Annotated in this window: 16 protein-coding genes; 4 read left to right on the top strand and 12 right to left on the bottom strand. The window is 75.0% G+C overall.

What is annotated here, in order from left to right; genetic code table 11:
- The first annotated feature begins 3 nt into the window (after positions 1–3).
- Positions 4–2,478, top strand: a complete 2,475-nt coding sequence (locus CMN_RS04905; protein WP_015489743.1) for a beta-glucosidase family protein — start codon at positions 4–6, stop codon at positions 2,476–2,478.
- Positions 2,479–2,529: 51 nt separating this feature from the next.
- Here the strand turns inward: CMN_RS04905 and CMN_RS04900 are convergent, their stop codons facing one another.
- The gene (locus CMN_RS04900) at positions 2,530–3,525 is read right to left on the bottom strand and encodes a stage II sporulation protein M (protein WP_015489742.1); all 996 of its coding nucleotides are present in this window, start codon (positions 3,523–3,525) and stop codon (positions 2,530–2,532) included.
- Positions 3,526–3,541: 16 nt separating this feature from the next.
- Between CMN_RS04900 and CMN_RS04895 the strand changes: the two genes are divergently transcribed.
- Entirely contained in the window at positions 3,542–4,411 is an 870-nt protein-coding gene (locus CMN_RS04895) for an RDD family protein (RefSeq protein ID WP_041465244.1), read from the top strand.
- 76 nt (positions 4,412–4,487) lie between these two features.
- On the opposite strand, the gene ahcY is transcribed toward CMN_RS04895, so the two are convergent.
- The 6 genes from ahcY to CMN_RS04865 all read right to left on the bottom strand — a co-directional run bounded on the left by ahcY (position 4,488) and on the right by CMN_RS04865 (position 10,806).
- Positions 4,488–5,972 (bottom strand): adenosylhomocysteinase, encoded by a 1,485-nt coding sequence (gene ahcY / locus CMN_RS04890; RefSeq protein WP_015489740.1) that lies wholly within the window; start codon positions 5,970–5,972, stop codon positions 4,488–4,490.
- Positions 5,973–6,034: 62 nt separating this feature from the next.
- Complete coding sequence (locus CMN_RS04885; protein ID WP_015489739.1) at positions 6,035–8,464, bottom strand: heavy metal translocating P-type ATPase; 2,430 nt, start codon at positions 8,462–8,464, stop codon at positions 6,035–6,037.
- A gap of 1 nt (position 8,465) precedes the next feature.
- Positions 8,466–8,681 (bottom strand): heavy-metal-associated domain-containing protein, encoded by a 216-nt coding sequence (locus CMN_RS04880; protein ID WP_015489738.1) that lies wholly within the window; start codon positions 8,679–8,681, stop codon positions 8,466–8,468.
- 55 nt (positions 8,682–8,736) lie between these two features.
- A complete protein-coding gene (locus CMN_RS04875; RefSeq protein WP_015489737.1) occupies positions 8,737–9,018 on the bottom strand; it encodes a metal-sensitive transcriptional regulator in 282 nt (93 codons plus the stop codon).
- A 142-nt stretch (positions 9,019–9,160) separates the two neighbouring features.
- Positions 9,161–10,588, bottom strand: a complete 1,428-nt coding sequence (locus CMN_RS04870) for a phosphomannomutase/phosphoglucomutase (RefSeq protein WP_015489736.1) — start codon at positions 10,586–10,588, stop codon at positions 9,161–9,163.
- Positions 10,585–10,806, bottom strand: coding sequence for a DUF3499 family protein (locus CMN_RS04865; RefSeq protein WP_015489735.1), 222 nt, complete (start codon positions 10,804–10,806; stop codon positions 10,585–10,587). Before CMN_RS04865 ends, CMN_RS04870 begins: the two co-directional genes overlap by 4 nt.
- A 45-nt stretch (positions 10,807–10,851) precedes the next feature.
- On the opposite strand from CMN_RS04865, the gene CMN_RS04860 reads away from it, so the two are divergent.
- Entirely contained in the window at positions 10,852–11,295 is a 444-nt protein-coding gene (locus CMN_RS04860) for a metallopeptidase family protein (RefSeq protein ID WP_015489734.1), read from the top strand.
- Between the two features lie 64 nt (positions 11,296–11,359).
- Here CMN_RS04860 and CMN_RS04855 read toward each other — a convergent pair whose 3' ends face one another.
- The 5 genes from CMN_RS04855 to manA all read right to left on the bottom strand — a co-directional run bounded on the left by CMN_RS04855 (position 11,360) and on the right by manA (position 18,836).
- Positions 11,360–12,877, bottom strand: a complete 1,518-nt coding sequence (locus tag CMN_RS04855) for a DUF5719 family protein (protein ID WP_015489733.1) — start codon at positions 12,875–12,877, stop codon at positions 11,360–11,362.
- Entirely contained in the window at positions 12,864–15,959 is a 3,096-nt protein-coding gene (locus CMN_RS04850) for a glycosyltransferase family 2 protein (protein ID WP_015489732.1), read from the bottom strand. Before CMN_RS04850 ends, CMN_RS04855 begins: the two co-directional genes overlap by 14 nt.
- A gap of 90 nt (positions 15,960–16,049) precedes the next feature.
- The gene (locus tag CMN_RS04845) at positions 16,050–16,367 is read right to left on the bottom strand and encodes a WhiB family transcriptional regulator (RefSeq protein ID WP_015489731.1); all 318 of its coding nucleotides are present in this window, start codon (positions 16,365–16,367) and stop codon (positions 16,050–16,052) included.
- A gap of 149 nt (positions 16,368–16,516) precedes the next feature.
- Entirely contained in the window at positions 16,517–17,485 is a 969-nt protein-coding gene (galE, locus tag CMN_RS04840; protein WP_015489730.1) for a UDP-glucose 4-epimerase GalE, read from the bottom strand.
- A 34-nt stretch (positions 17,486–17,519) separates the two neighbouring features.
- Positions 17,520–18,836, bottom strand: coding sequence for a mannose-6-phosphate isomerase, class I (gene manA / locus CMN_RS04835; RefSeq protein WP_015489729.1), 1,317 nt, complete (start codon positions 18,834–18,836; stop codon positions 17,520–17,522).
- Between the two features lie 165 nt (positions 18,837–19,001).
- On the opposite strand from manA, the gene CMN_RS04830 reads away from it, so the two are divergent.
- Positions 19,002–20,180: an acyl-CoA dehydrogenase family protein gene (locus CMN_RS04830; RefSeq protein ID WP_015489728.1), complete on the top strand. Its 1,179-nt coding sequence runs from the start codon at positions 19,002–19,004 to the stop codon at positions 20,178–20,180.
- Positions 20,181–20,200: the final 20 nt, after the last annotated feature.

Raw genomic sequence — 20,200 nt, 5'->3', positions numbered from 1 at the left:
CCCATGGACCCGCACGACACCCCCACCCCGCTCGACCCCGACGTGACCGCGCTCGAGGAGCTCGCCTCCCGCCTCACGCTCGAGCAGAAGGTGCAGCTGATCACGGGCCGCGACTTCTGGACCACATGGCCCGTCGAGGGCATCGGCCTCCGCCGCATGCTCGTCTCCGACGGCCCCAGCGGCGTGCGCGGCGAGGTCTGGGACGAGCGGTCCCCGTCGCTCAACCTGCCGTCGGCGTCCGCGCTCTCCTCCAGCTGGGACACCGGGATCGCCGCCCGCTACGGCCGCGCCTCCGCGGTCGAGGCGCGCCGCAAGGGCGTCGACGTCGTGCTCGGCCCGACCATCAACCTGCACCGCTCGCCCTACGGCGGCCGGCACTTCGAGGCGTTCAGCGAGGATCCGCTCCTCACCGCCGACCTCGCCGCCGCCTACGTGGCGGGCGTGCAGGAGAACGGCGTCGGCGCGACCCCCAAGCACTACGTGGCCAACGAGTACGAGTCCGACCGCTTCACGGCCGACAGCGTCGTGTCCGAGCGCGCGCTCCGCGAGCTGTACCTCGCCGCGTTCGAGAAGGCCGTCGTCGAGTCGCGCGCGTGGCTCGTGATGAGCTCGTACAACTCGATCAACGGCACCACCTCGACCGAGAACGACCTGCTCGAGACGCCGCTCAACTCCGAGTGGGGCTTCGACGGAGTCGTGGTGAGCGACTGGACGGGCGTCCGCAGCGTGGACGCCGCGCGCGCCTCGCAGGACCTCGAGATGCCCGGCCCGGTCGGCGCGTGGGGCGACGTGCTCCTCGACGCCGTCCGCGACGGCCGCGTGCCGGAGTCCGACATCGACCGCAAGGTGATCCGCCTGCTGCGACTCGCCGCCCGCGTCGGCGCGCTGGAGGGCTTCGACGCCGTCGCGCCCGCACCCGTCGCGGTCGAGGACGGCGTCGCGTTCGCGCGCACGGGCGCCGCGGCCGGCACCGTGCTGGTGCGCAACGCGGGCGGGATCCTGCCGCTCGACGCCTCCGCGCTCCGCTCCGTGGCGGTCATCGGCCACAACGCCGTCGAGGCGCGCACGCAGGGCGGAGGCAGCGCGACCGTCATCCCCGAGCATGTGGTGACGCCGCTCGACGGGATCCGCGACGCCCTCGGCGACGGCGTGGACGTGCGGTACGCGCGCGGCGCGGTCGTGCAGAAGGGGATCCAGGAGCTGCCGCTCGCGGAGATCCGGAACCCCCGCACGGGCGAGCCCGGCGCCCTCGTGCGCTTCCTCGACGCGGACGGCGGCGAGATGTTCACCGAGGACCGGCGCGCGACGACGCTCATGTACTTCGGCGGCGACGCGCCCACGGGCACGGCGGCCGTCATCGGGATCACGACCCGGTGGACGCCCGCCACCACGGGCGAGGTGCTCGCCGGCTTCAGCGCCACGGGTCGCGGCCGGGTCTGCGCCGACGGCGCCCTCCTCCGCGAGGACGGCGCCGCGCCCGCGGGCATGGACCTCGGTGCGAGCCTCCTGTCCCCGCCCTCCATCTCCGCGCCGCTGCAGGCGACCACGGGACAGCCGGTGGACCTCAGGGTCGAGTTTGAGCTGACCAGCGCGCCCGGCGGCCTCGCCGGGATCCTCGGGATCACGATGGGCATCGAGGCCGACGAGTCGGCGCCCGAGCGCCTGCTGGACGAGGCCGTGGAGGCGGCGACCGGCGCGGACGTCGCGATCGTCGTCGTCGGCACCAACGCGCAGGTCGAGTCCGAGGGCTTCGACCGCGACTCGCTCGCGCTCCCCGGCCGCCAGGACGAGCTGGTGCGCCGCGTCGCCGCCGCGAACCCCCGCACGATCGTGGTCGTCAACTCCGGATCCCCCGTGCTCCTCCCCTGGCGCGACGACGTGCAGGCGCTCGTCCTCGCGTGGTTCGGCGGCCAGGAGTTCGGCGGCGCCCTCGCCGACGTGCTGTTCGGCGACGTCGAGCCCGGCGGACGCCTCCCCACGACGTGGCCCGCGACCGAGGAGGACGTGCCCGTGCGCTCGGTGACGCCGGTCGACGGGAGGGTGGTCTACGACGAGGGGATCCACGTCGGCTACCGCGCCTGGCTCCGCTCGGGCGCGACCCCGGCGTACCCGTTCGGCCACGGCCTCGGCTACACGACCCACGCGATCGACGACCTGCGCGTCGCCGAGGACGGTGCCGGCGGGATCACCGCCACCGTCACCGTGACGAACACGGGCGACCGCGCCGGCAAGCAGGTCGTGCAGGCCTACCTGTCGCGCGCGGGATCCGCGGTCGACCGGCCGGTCCGCTGGCTCGCGGGCTTCGCGGCCGTGCAGCTCGAGGCCGGCGCGTCCGCGGAGGTCGACGTCGCGATCGGCGCGCGGTCCTTCGCCCACTGGGACGGCGGCTGGCAGCGCGAGCCCGGCGCGTTCCGCCTGCACGTGGGCACCTCGGTCGTGGCGACGCCGCTGGAGGCCGAGGTGGATCCCGCGGCCTGACCCGCTGCCCGGACGACCCGCGAGGCGGGCGGCGCGGCGGACGAGGCGGGCTCAGCCTGCGACGATCCGCCGGCCGCCCGCCTCGAACTCGTCGAGGTCGCCCGTCGCGCCCGCGCGCACGGCCCGGCCGCCCACGACGACCATGTAGAAGAGGAACGCGCCGAGGGCGACCGCGCCGATCGCGATCTTGAGCGGCACGGGCCACGGCTGCGGGGTCACGAAGCCCTCGATGATCCCGGAGACCAGCAGCACGAGCACGAGCCCCATCGCCACGGTGATGAGCGCGCGCCCGTCCTCGGAGAGCGCCTGGCCGCGGGTGCGGGCACCGGGCGCGATCCACGCCCACGAGATGCGCAGGCCGGCGGCGGCGGCCACGAAGATCGCCGTCAGCTCCAGCAGGCCGTGCGGGAGGATGTAGGAGAAGAACGTACCGCCCTCGCCGTAGGAGAACATCACGGCGGTCGTCGTGCCGAGGCCCTGCGCGTTCTGCAGGATCACGAACGGCACCCACAGCCCCGTGATGCCGAACGCCACGCACTGCGCGGCGATCCACGCGTTGTTCGTCCAGACCTGGCCCGTGAACGAGGCCGCCGGGTTCTCGCTGTAGTAGTCGATGAAGTCGTCCTCGACGTACTTCCGCAGGTCGGCGTCGCTGCCGAGGCTCGCGATCGTCGACGGGTCGCGGAGGATCCACGTGGCGTAGAGCGCGACGATCGCCACCGTCACGAGCGCGACCGAGAGCGTCATCCAGCGGATCCGGTACAGGGCCGCGGGCAGGTCCACGGCGAAGAACACCGGGATGCGCGCCGCGACGTTCGTGCTCTGCCCGGTGAAGCGCATGCGCGCCCGCGAGAGCGCGACGGAGAGCCGGTCGCCCTGCGCGGTGGATCCGGCCGCCGCCTGGATCGCGGACAGCTCGGCCGCGCCCGCCTGGTACCGGTCGACGAGCTCGTCGGCATCCGGTCCGGTAAGCCGGCGCCGGCCCGCGAGGCGGGCGAGCCGGTCCCAGTCGTCCCGGTGGGCGGCGGTGTAGGCGTCGAGGTCCATCTGCTTGACTATATGCATGGCGGCAGCCGACGCGCACGACCCGGATCGCTCGGACGGTCCCGACGCGCTCGTGGTCGGCGAGGCCGTCGCCCTCGACGTCCGACCTGCGGGCTTCGTGCTGCGGGCCGCCGGTGCCGCGATCGACGTGATCACCTCCCTGGTCGTGGGCTTCCTGCTCGTGCTCCTCGTCGGCCGGCTCGCCGCGGCGGGCCTCCTCGACGACGCGTCGAGCGCCGCGTGCGCCATCGCCGCCGTCGTGCTGGCAATCGTCGTCATGCCCGTCGTGGTCGAGGTCGCGTCGCGCGGCCGGTCGCTCGGGCGCTGGGCCGTCGGCGCGCGCATCGTGCGGGCGGACGGCGGCGGCATCGGCCTCCGGCACGCGGTCGCGCGGGCGCTCGTCGGGATCCTCGAGGTCTACCTCACGTTCGGCGGGCTCGCCGCGCTCGTGGGCCTCCTGAGCCCCCGCGCCCAGCGCCTCGGCGACCTCGTTGCCGGCACCCGCTCCCAGCACGAGCGCGTGCCCGCCTACCCCGCTCCCCTGCCGCCCGTGCCGCCGCACCTCGTCGCGTGGGCGTCCGAGGCGGACGTCGGCCGCCTGCCGGACGCGCTCGCCCGCCGCCTCGCGCGCTTCCTCGCGCAGCGCGCGGCCATGACGCCGGCGTCCCGCGCGCGCCTCGCCGCGGGGCTCGCCGACGAGGCCGCGGTGCACGTGTCGCCCCTGCCGGCGACGGATCCCGAGTCCTTCGTCACGGCCGTCGGCGCCGTCCGCCGCGAGCGCGAGCACCGGGCGCTGATGCGGGAGCGCGACCGCATGGCGTCGCTCGAGCCGATCCTCGCGGGGCTGCCGCACGGGTTCCCGGCGCGCCGCGGATCCACGGCCGGCTGAGCGGGACGCCCGCCCCACGCGACGACGCCGCCCGCCCCTGCGGAGGGGCGGGCGGCGTCGGCGAGAGCGTCGCGGATCAGTACCGGTAGTGGTCCACCTTGTACGGCCCCTCGACCGGGACGCCGATGTAGGCGGCCTGCTCGGGACGGAGCTCGGTGAGTTCCACGCCGAGCGCGTCGAGGTGGAGGCGCGCGACCTTCTCGTCGAGGTGCTTCGGCAGCACGTACACGCCGATCGGGTACTGCTCGTTGCGCACCCACAGCTCGATCTGCGCGAGCACCTGGTTCGTGAACGAGTTGCTCATCACGAAGGACGGGTGCCCGGTGGCGTTGCCGAGGTTCATCAGGCGCCCCTCGGAGAGCACGAGCACGCTGCGGCCCGTGGGCAGGCGCCACTCGTGCACCTGCGGCTTGATCTCGACCTTCTCGACGCCCGGGAGGCGCTCGAGGCCGGCCATGTCGATCTCGTTGTCGAAGTGGCCGACGTTGGCGATGATGGCCTGGTGCTTCATGCGCTGGATGTCGTCCACGCGCACGACGTCGACGTTCCCGGTGCCCGTGACGAGGATGTCGACCGTCTCGATGACGGACGAGAGCTTCGCGACCTGGTAGCCGTCCATCGCCGCCTGGAGCGCGCAGATCGGGTCGACCTCGGAGACGATGACGCGCGCGCCCTGGCCGCGCAGCGCCTCGGCCGCGCCCTTGCCCACGTCGCCGTAGCCGACGACGAACGCGACCTTGCCGCCGATGAGCACGTCGGTGGCGCGGTTGAGGCCGTCGGGCAGGGAGTGGCGGATGCCGTACTTGTTGTCGAACTTGCTCTTGGTGACCGAGTCGTTGACGTTGATGGCAGGGAACAGCAGCTCGCCGTCGCGCGCCAGCTCGTACAGGCGGTGGACACCCGTGGTGGTCTCCTCGGTGACGCCCTGGATGTCGGCGGCGCGACGGGTCCAGCGGTCGGAGGACGCGGCGAGGCTGCGGCGGAGCGTGTCGAGGATGACGCGGTACTCGTGACTCGCGTCCTCCGGCGTCTCGGGCACGACGCCGGCGAGCTCGTATTCGCGGCCCTTGTGCACCAGGAGCGAGGCGTCGCCGCCGTCGTCGAGGATCATGTTCGGGCCCGTCCAGTCGGCGTCGGCGGCCTGCGCCTCGCCCGACCAGTCGAAGATCTGCTCGGTGCACCACCAGTACTCCTCGAGCGTCTCGCCCTTCCAGGCGAAGACGGGGACGCCCGCGGGCGCGTCCGGGGTGCCGGCGCCGACCGCGACGGCCGCCGCGGCCTCGTCCTGCGTGGAGAAGATGTTGCAGCTCGCCCACCGCACCTGCGCGCCGAGGGCCGTGAGGGTCTCGATGAGCACGGCCGTCTGCACGGTCATGTGGATGGATCCGGCGATGCGCGCGCCCGCGAGCGGCTGCGACGCGCCGAACTCCTCGCGGAGGGCCATGAGGCCCGGCATCTCGTTCTCGGCGAGGCGGATCTGGTGGCGGCCGGACTCCGCGAGGGAGAGGTCGGCGACGCGGAAGGGCAGGGCGGTGCTGGTGGCGTCCGGGAGCATGGTCATGCGTCCAGTCTCGCATCCGGCGCGTGACGCCCGGCCGTGGATGACGGCCGGGCGCCCGCCTGCTAGCGGAAGGAGCGCAGGCGCAGGCTGTTCGTGACGACGAACACCGACGAGAGCGCCATGGCCAGGCCCGCGACGAGCGGGTTGAGGAGGCCGAGCATCGCCACGGGGATCGCGGCCGCGTTGTAGGCGAAGGCCCAGAACAGGTTGCCGCGGATCGTGCCGAGCGTGCGCCGCGCGAGGCGCACGGCGTCGGCCACGAGCACGAGGTCGCCGCGGACGATCGTGATGTCGCCCGCCTCGATGGCCGCGTCGGTGCCCGTGCCCATCGCGATCCCGAGGTCGGCCTGCGCGAGGGCGGCGGCGTCGTTCACGCCGTCGCCGACCATCGCGACCACGCGGCCCTCGGCCTGCAGGCGACGCACGGCGTCGAGCTTGCCCTCGGGGAGCACGCCCGCGATGACCTCGTCGATGCCGACCTCCGCGGCGACGCGGTGCGCGGCGCCCGCCGCGTCGCCCGTGAGGAGGACGGGACGGAGGCCCAGCGCACGCATGCGGCGGACGGCCTCGGCGCTCGTGGGCTTGACGGTGTCGGCGACGGCGAGGGTCCCGCGGACGGCGCCGTCCCACGCGACCGCGACGACGGTGGATCCATCCGCCTCGGCGTCCCGCGACGCCTGGGCGAGCGCCGCGTCGGGCTCGGCGGCCCACTGCTCCGCGAGCCACGAGGGGCGCCCGACCGCGACCGCGCGTCCGTCGACGACACCGTGGACGCCGAGGCCCGCGGTGGCGACGAAGCCCTCCACGGGAGGGAGGGATCCGCCGCCCGCGGCCTCGACGACGGCGCGCGCGACCGGGTGCTCCGACCGCGCCTCGAGGGCGGCGGCGACGCGCACGAGCTCGTCGGAGTCGACGCCCGCCGCGGGGACGGCGGACACGAGCGACATGACGCCCGTCGTGACCGTGCCGGTCTTGTCGAGCAGCACGGTGTCGATCCGGCGGGTGGACTCGAGCACCTCGGGGCCGGTGATGAGGATCCCGAGCTGCGCGCCGCGGCCCGTGCCCACGAGGAGCGCGGTCGGCGTCGCGAGCCCGAGGGCGCACGGGCAGGCGATGATGAGCGTCGCCACGGCGGCGGTGAAGGCGGCCTCCGCGGGGAAGCCGAGCAGCAGCCAGCCGACGAGCGTACCGACGGCGAGCACGAGCACGACGGGCACGAAGACGGCGGAGACGCGGTCGGCGAGGCGCTGGATCCGGGCCTTCCCGGTCTGCGCCTCCTCCACGAGCGCGGCCATGCGGGCGAGCCGGGTCTCCTCGCCCACGCGCGTGGCGCGCACGACGAGGCGTCCGCCGGCGCTGAGGGTCGCGCCCGTGACGTCGTCGCCGGGGCCGACCTCCACGGGAAGGGACTCGCCGGTGAGCAGGGAGCGGTCGACGGCGCTGGACCCGTCGACGACCACGCCGTCGGTGGCGATGCGCTCGCCCGGCCGCACGACGAACTCCGCGCCGACGCGCAGGTCGCGGATGGGGATCCGCGTCTCCACGCCGTCGCGGACCACGGCCACGTCCTTGGCGGCGAGGTCGAGGAGCGCGGCGAGGGCGGCGCCGGACGCGCGCGCGGCCCGGGCCTCCAGGTAGCGGCCGCCGAGGAGGAACACCGTGACGGCCGAGGCGACCTCGAGGTACACGTCGCCGGATCCGCCGCCGGGCTCGCCGACGAGGCTCATGGTCATGCGCATGCCGGGCTCGCCCGCGTCGCCGAGGAAGAGCGCGTAGAGGGACCAGAGGAAGGCGGCCGCGACGCCGATGCTGACGAGCGTGTCCATGCCGACGCCGCCGTGGCGCGCGCTGACGGCGGCGGACCGGTGGAACGGCCACGCGCCCCAGACGGCGACGGGCGCGGCGAGCGCGAGGGACAGCCACTGCCAGTCGTCGAACTGGAGCGCGGGGATCATCGCCATGAGGAAGACGGGGACGGTGAGGACCGCGGAGACCAGGAGCCGCTGCCGGAGCGCGAGCTCGTCCGCGTCGGGGCGGCGGGCGGCGGGCGCTGCCGGGCCGGGCGTGGGCGACGGCGCGGATGCGGGATACGAACCGCCGGCGTCGGGCGCGTCGGGTCGGACGCGGGGAGCCGCGACCGCTACGGGCGCGGGCTCCCCCGGTCGGGACGCGACGGGCGCGGACGCGTCATCTCCCGCCCCGCTCCCCCACCCGGCGCGCTCGGACGCGCGGTAGCCCGTCCGCTCGATGGTGCGGATCGCGTCCTCGACGCTCGTGCCCGCGGGCAGCTGCACGCGCGCCCGATGGGTGGCGTAGTTGACGGACGCCTCGACCCCGGGCATCCGGCCGAGCTTCCGCTCGATCCGCATCGCGCACGACGCGCACGTCATGCCCTGCACGTCGAGGTCGACGCGCGTGAGCACGACGCCCTCCTCGGGCAGGGCGGCGACGGGGCCCGCGACGGGCGCGGATCCGGATGCGGTGTCGGTCACCTCAGAGCCCCGCGACGTACCCGGCCTCGTCGACCGCGGCGCGCACGGCCTCCGGGTCGAGCGGCCCGTCGCTCTCCACGGTGACGGTGGAGTCGCCGCCCACGACGAGGTCGACGGCGACGGAGGAGACGCCGGGCAGCTCGCCGACCTCCTCGGTGACGCTCGCGACGCAGTGCGCGCAGGTCATGCCGGTGACGGGGAAGGTCGTGGTGGTCATGGGGTCTCCTTCGTGTCGTGCGATGTCGATGGGGCGCGGGCGGGGCGCGGGCGGATCAGGACCGGACGAGCCGCGCGATGGCCGCGGAGGCCTCGCGCACCTTGTCGTCCGCGACCTGGCCGCCCTCGCGCGCGGCCTCCGCGAGGCAGTGGGCGAGGTGGTCGTCGAGCAGCTTCAGCGCGACGGTCTCCATGGCGCGCGTGACGGCCGAGACCTGCGTGAGCACGTCGATGCAGTAGGTGTCGGACTCGACCATGCGCTCGATCCCGCGCACCTGGCCCTCCGCGCGCCGCAGCCGCTTGAGGATGTCGTCCTTGCCCTCGCTGTACCCGACCATGACGGCCACCTCCCGTTCCCGCCCATGGTACCCCCTGGGGGTACCTAGCAAAACCCCCGAGGGTATGACGCGGAGGCCCGCACACGACGACGCCGCGCCCTCGAGGAGGGACGCGGCGTCGGATGCGGTGCGGGTCGCGGGATCAGGCCCCGCGGATCAACCCCAGGAGCTCGTCGCGGAGGGCGGCCATCTCCGCCTCGGTCGACGCCTCGACGTTGAGGCGCAGCAGCGGCTCGGTGTTCGAGGGCCGCACGCTGAACCACCAGAAGGATCCGTCGTCGCCGACCGGGCCGTCGACCGTGAGGCCGTCGAGCTCGTCGAACTCGCCGCGGCCGCGGAAGGCCTCGACGATGCGCTCGTAGGCGGCGGGCACGTCGTCGACCGTGCTGTTGATCTCGCCCGAGAGCGCGTACGGCGTGTAGCGCGCCGAGAGGTCGGACATGAGGCCGTCGGTCTGGCCGAACTCGGCGAGCAGGTGCATGGCGGCGAGCATGCCGTTGTCGGCGCCCCAGAAGTCGCGGAAGTAGTAGTGCGCGGAGTGCTCGCCGCCGAAGACGGCGCCCGTGGCGGCCATCTGGTCCTTGATGAGCGAGTGGCCGACGCGCGTGCGGACGGCCGTGGCCCCCGCCGCCTCGATGGTCTCGGGCACGATGCGCGAGGTGATGAGGTTGTGCAGGACCGTGACGTCCTCATCCGGCGACTGCGCCTTCACGCGCGAGATCTCGCGGAGCGCGACGATGGCGGCGACGGCGCTGGGCGTGACCGCCTGGCCCTTCTCGTCGACCACGAAGCAGCGGTCCGCGTCGCCGTCGAAGGCGAGGCCGAGGTCGGCGCCGTGCTCGACGACGGCCTTCTGCAGGTCGACCAGGTTGCCGGGCTCGAGCGGGTTCGCCTCGTGGTTCGGGAAGGTGCCGTCGAGCTCGAAGTACAGCGGGATGATCTCGATGGGCAGCTCGGGGAGCCCCGCCGCGGTGCCGAGCACGGCGGGGACGGTCATGCCGCCCATGCCGTTGCCCGCGTCGACGACGACGCGCAGCGGGCGGATCGCGGAGAGGTCGACCAGCCGGCGCAGGTAGCCCGCGTAGTCGGCGAGCACGTCGCGCTCGCGCACCTCGCCCGCGGGCTCGACGGGTGCGACGCCGTCCGACAGGAACCCGATGGCGCGGTCGCGGATGGCGGCGAGGCCCGTGTCGAGGCTGATGCCCTGGGCGCCCGCGCGGGAGAACTTGAGGCCGTTGTACGTGGCCGGGTTGTGGCTCGCGGTGAACATGACCGCCGGGGCGTCGAGGGATCCGGAGGCGAAGTAGGTCTCGTCCGTGGAGCAGAGGCCGATGAGGAGCACGTTCCCGCCGCGTGCCGTGGCCCCACGGGCGAACGCCCGGGCGAAGGACGGCGAGGAGTCGCGCATGTCGTGGCCCACGACGATCTCGCTCCCGGCGGCGCCGAGCTCGTCGACGAAGCCGGCGCCCAGGGCGGTGACCAGCTCCTCGGTGAGCTGGCTCCCGACGAGACCTCGCACGTCGTAGGTCTTCACGATGGCGGTCAGCGTCTCGGCGGCAGTCGTCGTCATGCTCCGAAACCTACCTCACCGAGCACGCCGTGCCGCACGATCTGCCAGCCCTGCGGGGCCGAGAGCCGGGCCGCGTGACGGTCGCAGAGGTCGTAGCTGTGCGGCTCGGAGTCGTGGCTGAGGGGGCCGAGGACGGCCATGGAGTCCGCGTAGACGTAGGTGAGGGTGGTCGTGGCGCCGCCGGTGCAGCCGACGCGGGAGCAGGGCCTGTTCGTCATGTCGGCCCCACACTACCGCCGACCCCGTGGCCGTACGATGGGGGCATGCCACGATCGCGCCGCCGGGGAGGTCACGTCTCCATCCGGGGCTCCTGGCGGGATCGGCACGGCCGCGGCCTCCGCTCCCCCGTCACCGGGCCGGAGCTGCCGGTGCTGCGCACGCGCGCCGACGTCTTCGACGAGACCATCGCGTCCGCCGCCGAGTACCTCCGCGGCCTCTGGCCCGACGAGCTCGACCGCGTCTCGTTCGAGGTGGCCGCGCTGCCCGCCGAGAACAGCGAGCGGGACGGCATCGACCGCTGGAGCGTCCTCGCCGACGAGCGCCGCGTCATCTTCTACCGGCTTCCCATCGAGCGCCTCGCGCACCTGCACGAGGACGACGAGTACCACCAGCGCGCGCTCGTGGAGGGCTGCGTCTACCGCGCGGTCGCCGAGCTGATCGGCAAGGACCCGTGGGAGCTCGCCCCCGACAGGTACGACCCGCACTAGGGGCGGATCCCGAACGGGCGTCAGGCGTCCGCCGCGCCGCGCGCGGCGGACCGGACGCCCGGCCTCAGGGGTGGACGCGCAGGGGGTCGGCGGCCGGCAGCACCGGCACCACGGGCAGAGCGGCGGATCGCCCGGGCTCGGCGAGCGTCACGGTGGCCGTGAGGCCGGCCACCCCCTCGAGCAGGTAGGTGCGCCCGGCCTCAACGGCGGCCGACACCTCGGACCCCGCGGGCACGTCGAGCGACACGGCCGCGGAGCCGTCGGTCGGCCGCGCCGTGACGGCGACCGCCTGGTCGCCGGCGTTGCGCAGGTGCAGGAGCGGCGCCGGACCCGCGGGCACGGAGACGAGCGCGTCGCGCGTGAGCGCCTCGGCCGACGGCAGCCAGGCGAAGTCGGTCGCGCCGCTCTCGGCCGCGCCGGACACGCTGCGCACGGCCGCCGTGACCGGGACCGAGCTCTGCACGGTCACGGAGTAGCGGCCGTCGGGGAGGTCGGCGACCGGCACGTCGATCGTGCGGCCCGCGTCGGCCTGCACCGTGAAGGTCGTGCCCGTGCCGTCGGTGCCCTCCTCGGGGGCGACGCTCACGCTGACGTCGGCGTCGTCAGACCCGGGGACCACGATGCGCACGCCCGTCCCGCGGTCGGGGTCGGTCCCGGGGTCGGAGCCGGCTCCGAGCGCGGATCCGCCCTCGGCGGCGGCGGGCGCGTCCGCGCCATCGACCGGCGCGACGAGCGCCGCCTGGGAGTCGATGCGGAGGCCGGTCATGGTGAGCGCGGTGGCCGGGGCGGCGGCCGGGCCGATCCAGTCGACGCCGCCCGCGAGGAGCCCGCGGACCGTGCTCTGCTCGAGCCGGGCGACGACCTGGCCGCCGCGGCTCTGGACGTGCACGGCCGGGGAGGAGAGGTCGGGGGCGAGCCCCGCGAGGCTGAGCACGCGGCGGCCGCCGGCCGGGACGGAGATCCCGCTCGCACCGGGTGCGCTGACGGCCCCGTCCTCGCCCGTGATGGCGAGGTCGACGGTGGAGGAGACGCCGGACGGATTGTCGAGCACGACGAAGGTGGTGCGGCCGGTGGTCGTCGCGCCGCCCACGAGCCACGCGTCGGCGGTCGCCTCGGAGCACGACGTGGCGGCGAGCCCCGCGAGGTCGGCCTCGGTCACGATCTCGGACGCCGCGCCCGCGAGGTCGGTGGGCGCGTCGTCGACGGCTCCCACGACCGCGAGGACGGACGGCGCGCTCGACGCCGCCCCCTGCACCTCGGGGGCCTGCAGGCGCGAGGTGCGGACGCCGGGGGCGGCGCCGGTCGCCCCGGTCGTCGCGGATCCGCTCGTCACGGCGGCGCTGCCGGCGGCGACCGCGGTGGTCGAGGACGCGGCGGCCGCCGCGGGCGGGCGGAGGAGAGCGCCGGGGCAGACGCGCAGCTGGTCGGTCGCGACGGGGGTCACGAGCACCGAGGGGGCGCTCGCGTCGCCGGAGGCCGGCGGGAGGAGGAGCGCGCCCGTCACGACGACCCCGAGCACGGCGACGCCGACGATCCCGGTGGTCACGCGCGTCGCGATGCGCACGGCGTCACGCCTGGCCATCTGTCCTCCTGCGGTCGTCGTCGTCGGCGGCGGCGCGGTCGCGGTCGCGGTCGCGGTCATCATCGTCGATGGCGGCGGTGGCGGGAGCGACGTCGTCGGCCACCCCGTCGTCGCCGGCGCGGCGCTCCCCCGCCTGGCGGATGTCGCCGAACGAGGCGGCCTCCCCGGCATCCCCCGTCGGCTCGTCGATGTACGCGGGCGTGCCGCGGTCGTCGTGCGCGGGCCGCGGCTCCTCGGCATCCGCCGGGCGCGCGTCGGGCGCGACGACGGGCTCGCGATAGGCCGGCAGCGGGCGGCTCCGCGCGGCGAGGCCGCCGGTGGGGATCGCCAGGAGCAGGGTGAGCGCGAACACGAGCGCCTGCGCGGCGAGCACGCCCGCCCGCCCCGGGTCGTCGAGGTTGCCGGGACCGGCGACCTGGGCGACGAGGTCGTCGCTGCCCACGAAGCGCCAGAGCAGCCCGGCCTCGGTCTGCCCGACGGCCGTGAACACGGGGTCGTCGTCGAGGGCCGCGCGGGCGCGGTCGTGCACGGCGGCCTCCGCGTCGCGCGCGGGCGTCTCGAGGAGCACGTAGCTGATGCCGAGCCGCCGCAGGTCCTCCGTGGCGTCGAGCCCGGAGCGGGAGGAGACGTTGCCCGCGAGCTCGGCGACGCGGGTCTGCGTGTCGGTCAGCGACCCGATGGTGGAGTCGACCGTGGAGACCTGCTCGAGCGTGCGGCCGGCGCCGCGCTCGACGTCGGCGGAGAGCGAGCCGTCGTCCGCGGCGCGGAGGACGAGCGTGCCGACCGCGGGATCCGTCGCGGCCTCCGCGACCACGAGGCCGGGCAGCGAGGTGTCCGTGGTGGCGCGCACCGCCGTGGATCCGGCGACGGCGGCGGAGACGAGCGGCAGCGCGAGCACGACCAGGGTCACGGCGGCCACCACGCCCGGGGCGACCGAGCGGCGGCCGAGCGTCGCGAACGCCAGCACGAGGGCCCCGGCGAGGCCGAGCCAGAGGAGGCTGAGGCCGGATCCCGGCCAGACCGCGACGACGCCGGATCCGGTCGACTGCACCACGGTGCGCGCGGCGAGCACGGCGGTCGCGAACCCGAGCACCGTCACGCCGAGCGCGAGGGCGGCGCGGTGCGATCCGCGGAGGAAGAGCGCCGCGATCGCGCCCAGCACGAGAGGCGCCACCAGCACCGCGACGACGATGATCGGGACGGCGGCGGGCAGCCCCGCGCCCAGGCCGTCGACGAACGCGGACCAGCCGCCGAGGCCGGAGGTCGGGAAGCCCAGCGCGAGGCCGGGCACGTCGGCGGGCGTAAACGCGGCGGGGACCGCGGGGTCGGCGGCCAGGGCGAGCGGCTGCCCCTGCATCACGCGGTAGTCGACGAGCGGCGCGACGAGGGCGACCAGCGGAACGGGGATCGTGACGAGCCGGCCGGCGCGGCGCCCGGCGCGCACCGCGGCGACGAACCACAGCACGAGCACCGCGGGCACGAGCGAGGGGGCGGACGCGCCGACGGCGGCCATCAGGATCCCGGCCACGGCCGACGCGGACCACGAGCGCGGCGCGCGCAGCACCGCGAGCGCGAGCCACGGGAGCAGCAGGTGCGCGAGGACGGCGGGCAGGCGGCCCTCGCCGAGCGCGATGAGCAGGGTGGGCGCGAGGGTCCAGACGAGGGCGGCCAGCGCGCGCAGCCAGGCGTTGCGGGTGAGCTGCGCGGCGCACAGCCAGGCGGCGAGGGCCGCGAGCGGCAGGGCGGCCACGAAGAGCCCGAGGACGGCGAGCGACGGCTCCCACGCCGTGACGCTGCCGAGCACGGCCAGCACGTAGGCGAACGGGTCGGAGGGGGCGACGGGTCCCGCGCCCGATCCCCGCACGCCGATGCCGACCTGCGCCCACAGCGCGCCGGCGCTCGGGCCGAGCGGCAGGAGCTGGCCGCCGACGAGGGCGGTGCCGGTGAGCCGCGGCAGCCACATCACGGCGGAGAGGACGAGCGCCGCGAGCACGGTCCAGCCGCCGCCCGTCGCGAGGAATTCCACGCCGTCGGAGACGCCCATGTGCTCGACGCGGTACTGCTCGCGGGCCAGCGACCGCCGTCGACGGCCGACCGCGAGCGGCTGCCGCAGCGACGCGATGCTCGACCACGGCGCCGTCCGGGTCGCGGCGAGCCGGCGGCGGCTGGCGCGGATCCGTCCGGGCGCCACGGCGACGCGCACGGCCGCGCCGATCTCGCCGGGTGCGGCGGTCGGCCGCTTGCGGAGCATCTGCAGGAGCGCGCGCAGGAGCGCCAGCGGCACCAGCGAGAGCCAGTGGAACGGGACGGCGGCGGGCGGCGCGTAGGCGAGGCGGCGGTGCAGCTGGGCCTGGCGGCGCAGGCGACGGCGGCGACGGCGCGGCGTGCGCTTGCCGAGGAAGGCCGTGCCGGGGGCGGCGTCGCCCGCGGAGGCGACGCACGCGGCGGGGACGACCACGACGCGGTGGCCGGCGAGGCGGGCCCGGACGCAGAGGTCGAGCGCGTCGTCGATGACGGGCAGCGCGTCGTCGAAGCCGCCGAGTTCGTCCCAGAGGCGGTGGCGCACGAGCATGCCGCCTGCGGCGACGCCGAGGACGTCGCTCATCTCGTCGTACTGCGCCTGGTCGAGCTCGACGTCCACGACGGGCACGGCCGCGCCGAGCGTGGTGAGCGTGGTCCCCATCTCGTGGATGTAGCCGGGGTGGTCCCACTCCATCGCCTTCGGGCCGGCGACCGCGACGCTCGGCGAGGCCTCGACGGCGGCGAGCAGGCGCTCGAGCGCGTCGGGCGCGGGCGCGTTGTCGGCGGAGAGCAGCCAGAGCAGCTCGTGGTCGCCCTCGGGCGCGGGGATCACGCGGACGGCCTGGTCGACGGCCTGCCCGAAGGTCATGCGGGCGGGGGCCTGGACCATGCGGGCGGGGTCGGACGCCGCGAGCAGGGCGGCGGATCCGTCGCGCGAGCCGAGGTCGACGGCGACCACCTGGTCCGGCCGCCGGGTCTGCGCGGCGAGCGCCTGGAGGGTCCGGTCGAGGAACGGCGCGCCCTCGTGGGCGACGAGGATCGCGGTTACTCGTGGCTGCATGACAGGGGAGACCCTACGTGGTGCGCGGTGGGGATCCGCCGCAGCGGGACGGCGCGCCGGAAGCCCGGGGCCGGGTGGCGAGCGGCCGGGTCAGACGGCGCGCTTGCGGAGCTTGCGGCGCTCGCGCTCGGAGAGGCCGCCCCAGATGCCGAAGCGCTCGTCGTTCTCGAGCGCGTACTCGAGGCACTCGCTGCGCACCTCGCACGATCCGCAGATCTTCTTGGCATCGCGGGTGGAGCCGCCCTTCTCAGGGAAGAACGCCTCGGGGTCGGTCTGCGCGCAGAGCGAGTCGGCCTGCCAGGCGAGCGGGTTGCCGTCGTCGACGGTGCGGACGCCTGGGACCCCGAGTCGCACGGGGTCGACGAACCAGTCGTCGGGGACTCCGGCGTGGTAATCAGGTAGTGCCATGTCACGATCTCCCCACGCGGCCGCGGCGCCCGGCCGACCCCAGCTCATCGCCATAATTACACCGGTGTAACTCGCTCGCGTCAAGCCGCAGAGGCTAAACCCTCAGCCGACCCTCGAGGGTTGCGACGCGCCACCGCTCGCCGTCGGCGCTACGCCGCGGCGCCGGCCTGGCGGGCGTCCCAGGCGCTCCGGACCATGTCGTCCAGGGAGTGCCGCATGGCCCAGTCGATGTCCCGCGCCGCGAGCTCGCCGGAGGCCACGATCCGGGCCGGGTCGCCGGGGCGGCGATCGCGCACCTCCGGCTCGAAGGCGATGCCCGTGGCCTCGGCGATGGCCGTCATGATCTCGCGGACGCTCACGCCCGCCCCGCTGCCGAGGCAGTACACGGGCTCGACCGGCTCGCGCGCCTCCAGGCGGCGGGCTGCCGCGACGTGCGAGGCGGCGAGGTCGACGACGTGGATGTAGTCGCGCACGCACGTGCCGTCGGGCGTCGGGTAGTCCCCGCCGTTGATCCGCGGCGTGCGGCCGTCGAGGAGCGCGTCGAAGACGAGCGGGAAGAGGTTGTGCGGGCTGGTGTCGAAGTAGCCCTCCTCGCCGGATCCCACGACGTTGAAGTAGCGGAGCGACGCGTGGCGCAGGCCCGCCGCGATGCCCTGATCGCGCAGCAGCCACTCGCCGATGAGCTTGGACTCGCCGTACGGGGACTCGGGGGCCTTCGGGGTCCGCTCGTCGACCAGGTCGACGTCGGGGGTCCCGTAGACGGCCGCGGAGGAGGAGAACACGATGCTGTCGACGCCCGCGCGCTGCATCTCCTCCAGCAGGACGGCCGTGGCGGTCACGTTCTGCTCGTAGGTGTGCAGCGGGCGCTGCACGGAGACGCCGGCGTACTTGTAGCCGGCGACGTGCACGACGCCGCGGATGTCGCCGGAGCCGAGGACGCGGGCGAGCAGCTCGCGGTCGAGCACGGATCCGCGGTGGAACGGCACGCCATCCGGCACGAACGACGCGTGCCCGCTCGAGAGGTCGTCGAGGACGACCGTGTCGATGCCCGCCCGCGCGAACGCGGAGACGATGTGCGAACCGATGTAGCCGGCGCCGCCGGTGACCAACCATGTCATGCGGCAACCCTAGCGACGGGCGTCCGGCCGCCGGTCACGCGTCGGCGCCGTCCGCGTCGTCCGCGTCGTCCGCGTCGGCGGCGGGTGCCGGGGTCGTCGCGAGGAAGGCCTCGCCCTCCCCCGTGACGACGAGGCGGCCCTCGTCGGGCGTGACGAAGACGGCGTCGCCGCGGCGGATCACGACGGACGAGACTTCGCCTCGGAGCGTCATCTCGCCCGCGGCGCCGAGCACGATCGCGGGCCCGTCGACGTCGACGACGCTCGCGCCCGCGTCGCCGTCGGCCGCGTCGCGCGTGGCCGGCACGAGGTGCGCGAGGAGGAAGTCGGGCACGTCCGGCCGGTACAGGTCGACGCCCGGCGCGGCGTGCTCGGGCGCGAGGTACGGGACCGGCAGCGCCTGGAACTCGAGCACGTCGAGGAGCTCGGGCACGTCCACGTGCTTGGGCGTGAGGCCGCCGCGCAGCACGTTGTCGGACGCCGCCATCAGCTCGATCCCGAGCCCCTGCAGGTACGCGTGGATGTTGCCCGCGGGCAGGTAGAGCGCCTCACCGCGACGGAGGGTCACGCGGTTGAGGAGGAGCGACGTGACGATGCCGGGATCCCCCGGGTACGCCGCGGCGAGCTCGCGCACGGTGCGCATCTCCGTCGAGAACTCGCGGCACTGCCGGTCGGAGGCGAGGCTCGCGAGCAGCGTGACACGGTCGATGAGGCGGCGCACCTCGGATCCGCCGCCCATGAGGAGGGCGAACACGTCGCGCAGCACGTCGGCCTCGGAGCCGGTAAGGCGCGACAGCACGGTGCGGATCACGGCCGGGTCGGAGTCGGGCCCGGACGCGTCGAGGGTGAGCAGCAGCGTGAAGACGTCCCGCACCTCCGCGAGCGGGCGGAAGCCGCAGAGCGCGTGGAACTCGTCGCTCAGCGCGAAGATCAGCTCGGGCTTGTGCAGCGGGTCCTTGTAGTTGCGGTGCGGGGCGTCGATCGGGATGCCGCGCTCCTCCTCGTCGCGGAAGCCGCGGCGCGCGCGGTGCAGGTCCGGGTGGGCCTGCAGCGAGAGCGGGCCGTCGGCGGCGAGCACCTTGAGGAGGAACGGGAGGCCGGGGCCGTCGCCCGGACGGAGGCCGGAGGCGAGCGGGCCGAGGGTGGTCGCGGGGTCCGCGCGGATCCACTCGGCCAGCGTCCGGGCGCCGCCGACCGTCGACGGGTCGACCACGCGCGTGGGCGAGCCGTCGTGCGCCCCGAGCCACAGCTCCGCCTCCGGGCCGCCGGACGGCTCGCGGCCGAGGAGCCCGGCGATGGCGGTCGTCGATCCCCAGGCGTAGTCGCGAGGGGTGTTGGCGATGGCAGTGAACACGTCGGGATCCTGTCGGGCTTGGCGGCTACCTACAACGCCCCAGCGGGCGCGTCCGGTGCGGACGCGACCAAAGTACCAACCGATGCGGGCGCCGCCGGGACTCCGACCTAGGCTCGGCCGCAGGCGCCCGTCCCCGAGGACGCCGACGAACCGCAACGGAGCATCGTGTCCCTCACCCCCCTCATCGGCGACTTCTACGGCTACGAGTCCCGCCTCGGCGACCGGGAGAAGGAGTCCCTCGCCGACCTCCGCGCCTACCTCGAGGCCGAGGTCCGGCCCCACGTCAACGGGCTCTGGGCCCGCGCCGAGTTCCCCCGCCACGTGGTCGCCGGCCTCGCCGAGCGCGGGATCTTCGGCATGCCCTACCCCGAGACGCGCCCCTTCGAAAACTCGGCCGTGCACCGCGGCTGGGCGGCGCTGGAGCTCGGCCGCATCGACGCGAGCATCGCGACCCTCGTCGGCATGCAGAGCGGGCTCGTGATGGGCAGCGTCGCCGTCGCCGGATCCCCCGAGCAGCGCGCCGAGTGGCTGCCGCGCTTCGCGTCGGGGGAGATCCTCGGCTCGTTCGGGCTCACCGAGCCGCTGAGCGGATCCGACTCCGCCCGGGGCCTGCGCACCGTGGCCACGCGTCGCGGCGACGAGTGGAGCATCACGGGATCCAAGCGCTGGATCGGCAACGGCACGGTGAGCGACGTCACCGTCATCTGGGCCAAGGACGCCGACGACGGCCAGGTGAAGGGCTTCCTCGTCCCGAACGACTCCCCCGGCTTCCGCGCGACGCGGATCGAGGACAAGCAGGCCCTGCGCATCGTGCAGAACGCGGACATCGAGCTCGACGGCGTCATCGTGCCGGACGCGAAACGCCTCCAGAACGGCACGTCGTTCGCGGACACCGCCGCGGTGCTGCGCCTCACGCGCGCCGAGGTGGCGTGGGCCGCCATCGGCATCTCCGTCGGCGCGTACGAGGCCGCCGTCGCCTACACGGGCGAGCGCCAGCAGTTCGGCAAGCCGCTCGGTGCCCACCAGCTCATCCAGGACCTCCTCGTCCGCAGCCTCGGCAACATCACGGCGTCCATCGGGCTGGCCACGCGCGCGTCCGAGATGGTCGACGAGGGCACGCAGTCCGACGAGCACTCGGCCCTGGCCAAGGCGTACGCCACGAGCCGGATGCGCGAGACCGTCGCCTGGTGCCGCGAGGCGTTCGGCGGCAACGGCATCGTGCTCGACTACGACGTGGCGCGCTTCTTCGCCGACGCCGAGGCCATCTACTCCTACGAGGGCACCCGGGAGATGAACACGCTGATCGTCGGCCGCGCGATCACGGGGCACGCGGCGTTCGTCTGATGGACAGCGCGGGCGCGCGG

The organism is Clavibacter nebraskensis NCPPB 2581, from assembly GCF_000355695.1.
Lineage (GTDB): Bacteria > Actinomycetota > Actinomycetes > Actinomycetales > Microbacteriaceae > Clavibacter > Clavibacter nebraskensis.
Note: the sequence above shows the minus strand (reverse complement) of the source record. Positions and strands in the feature narration are given on the sequence as shown.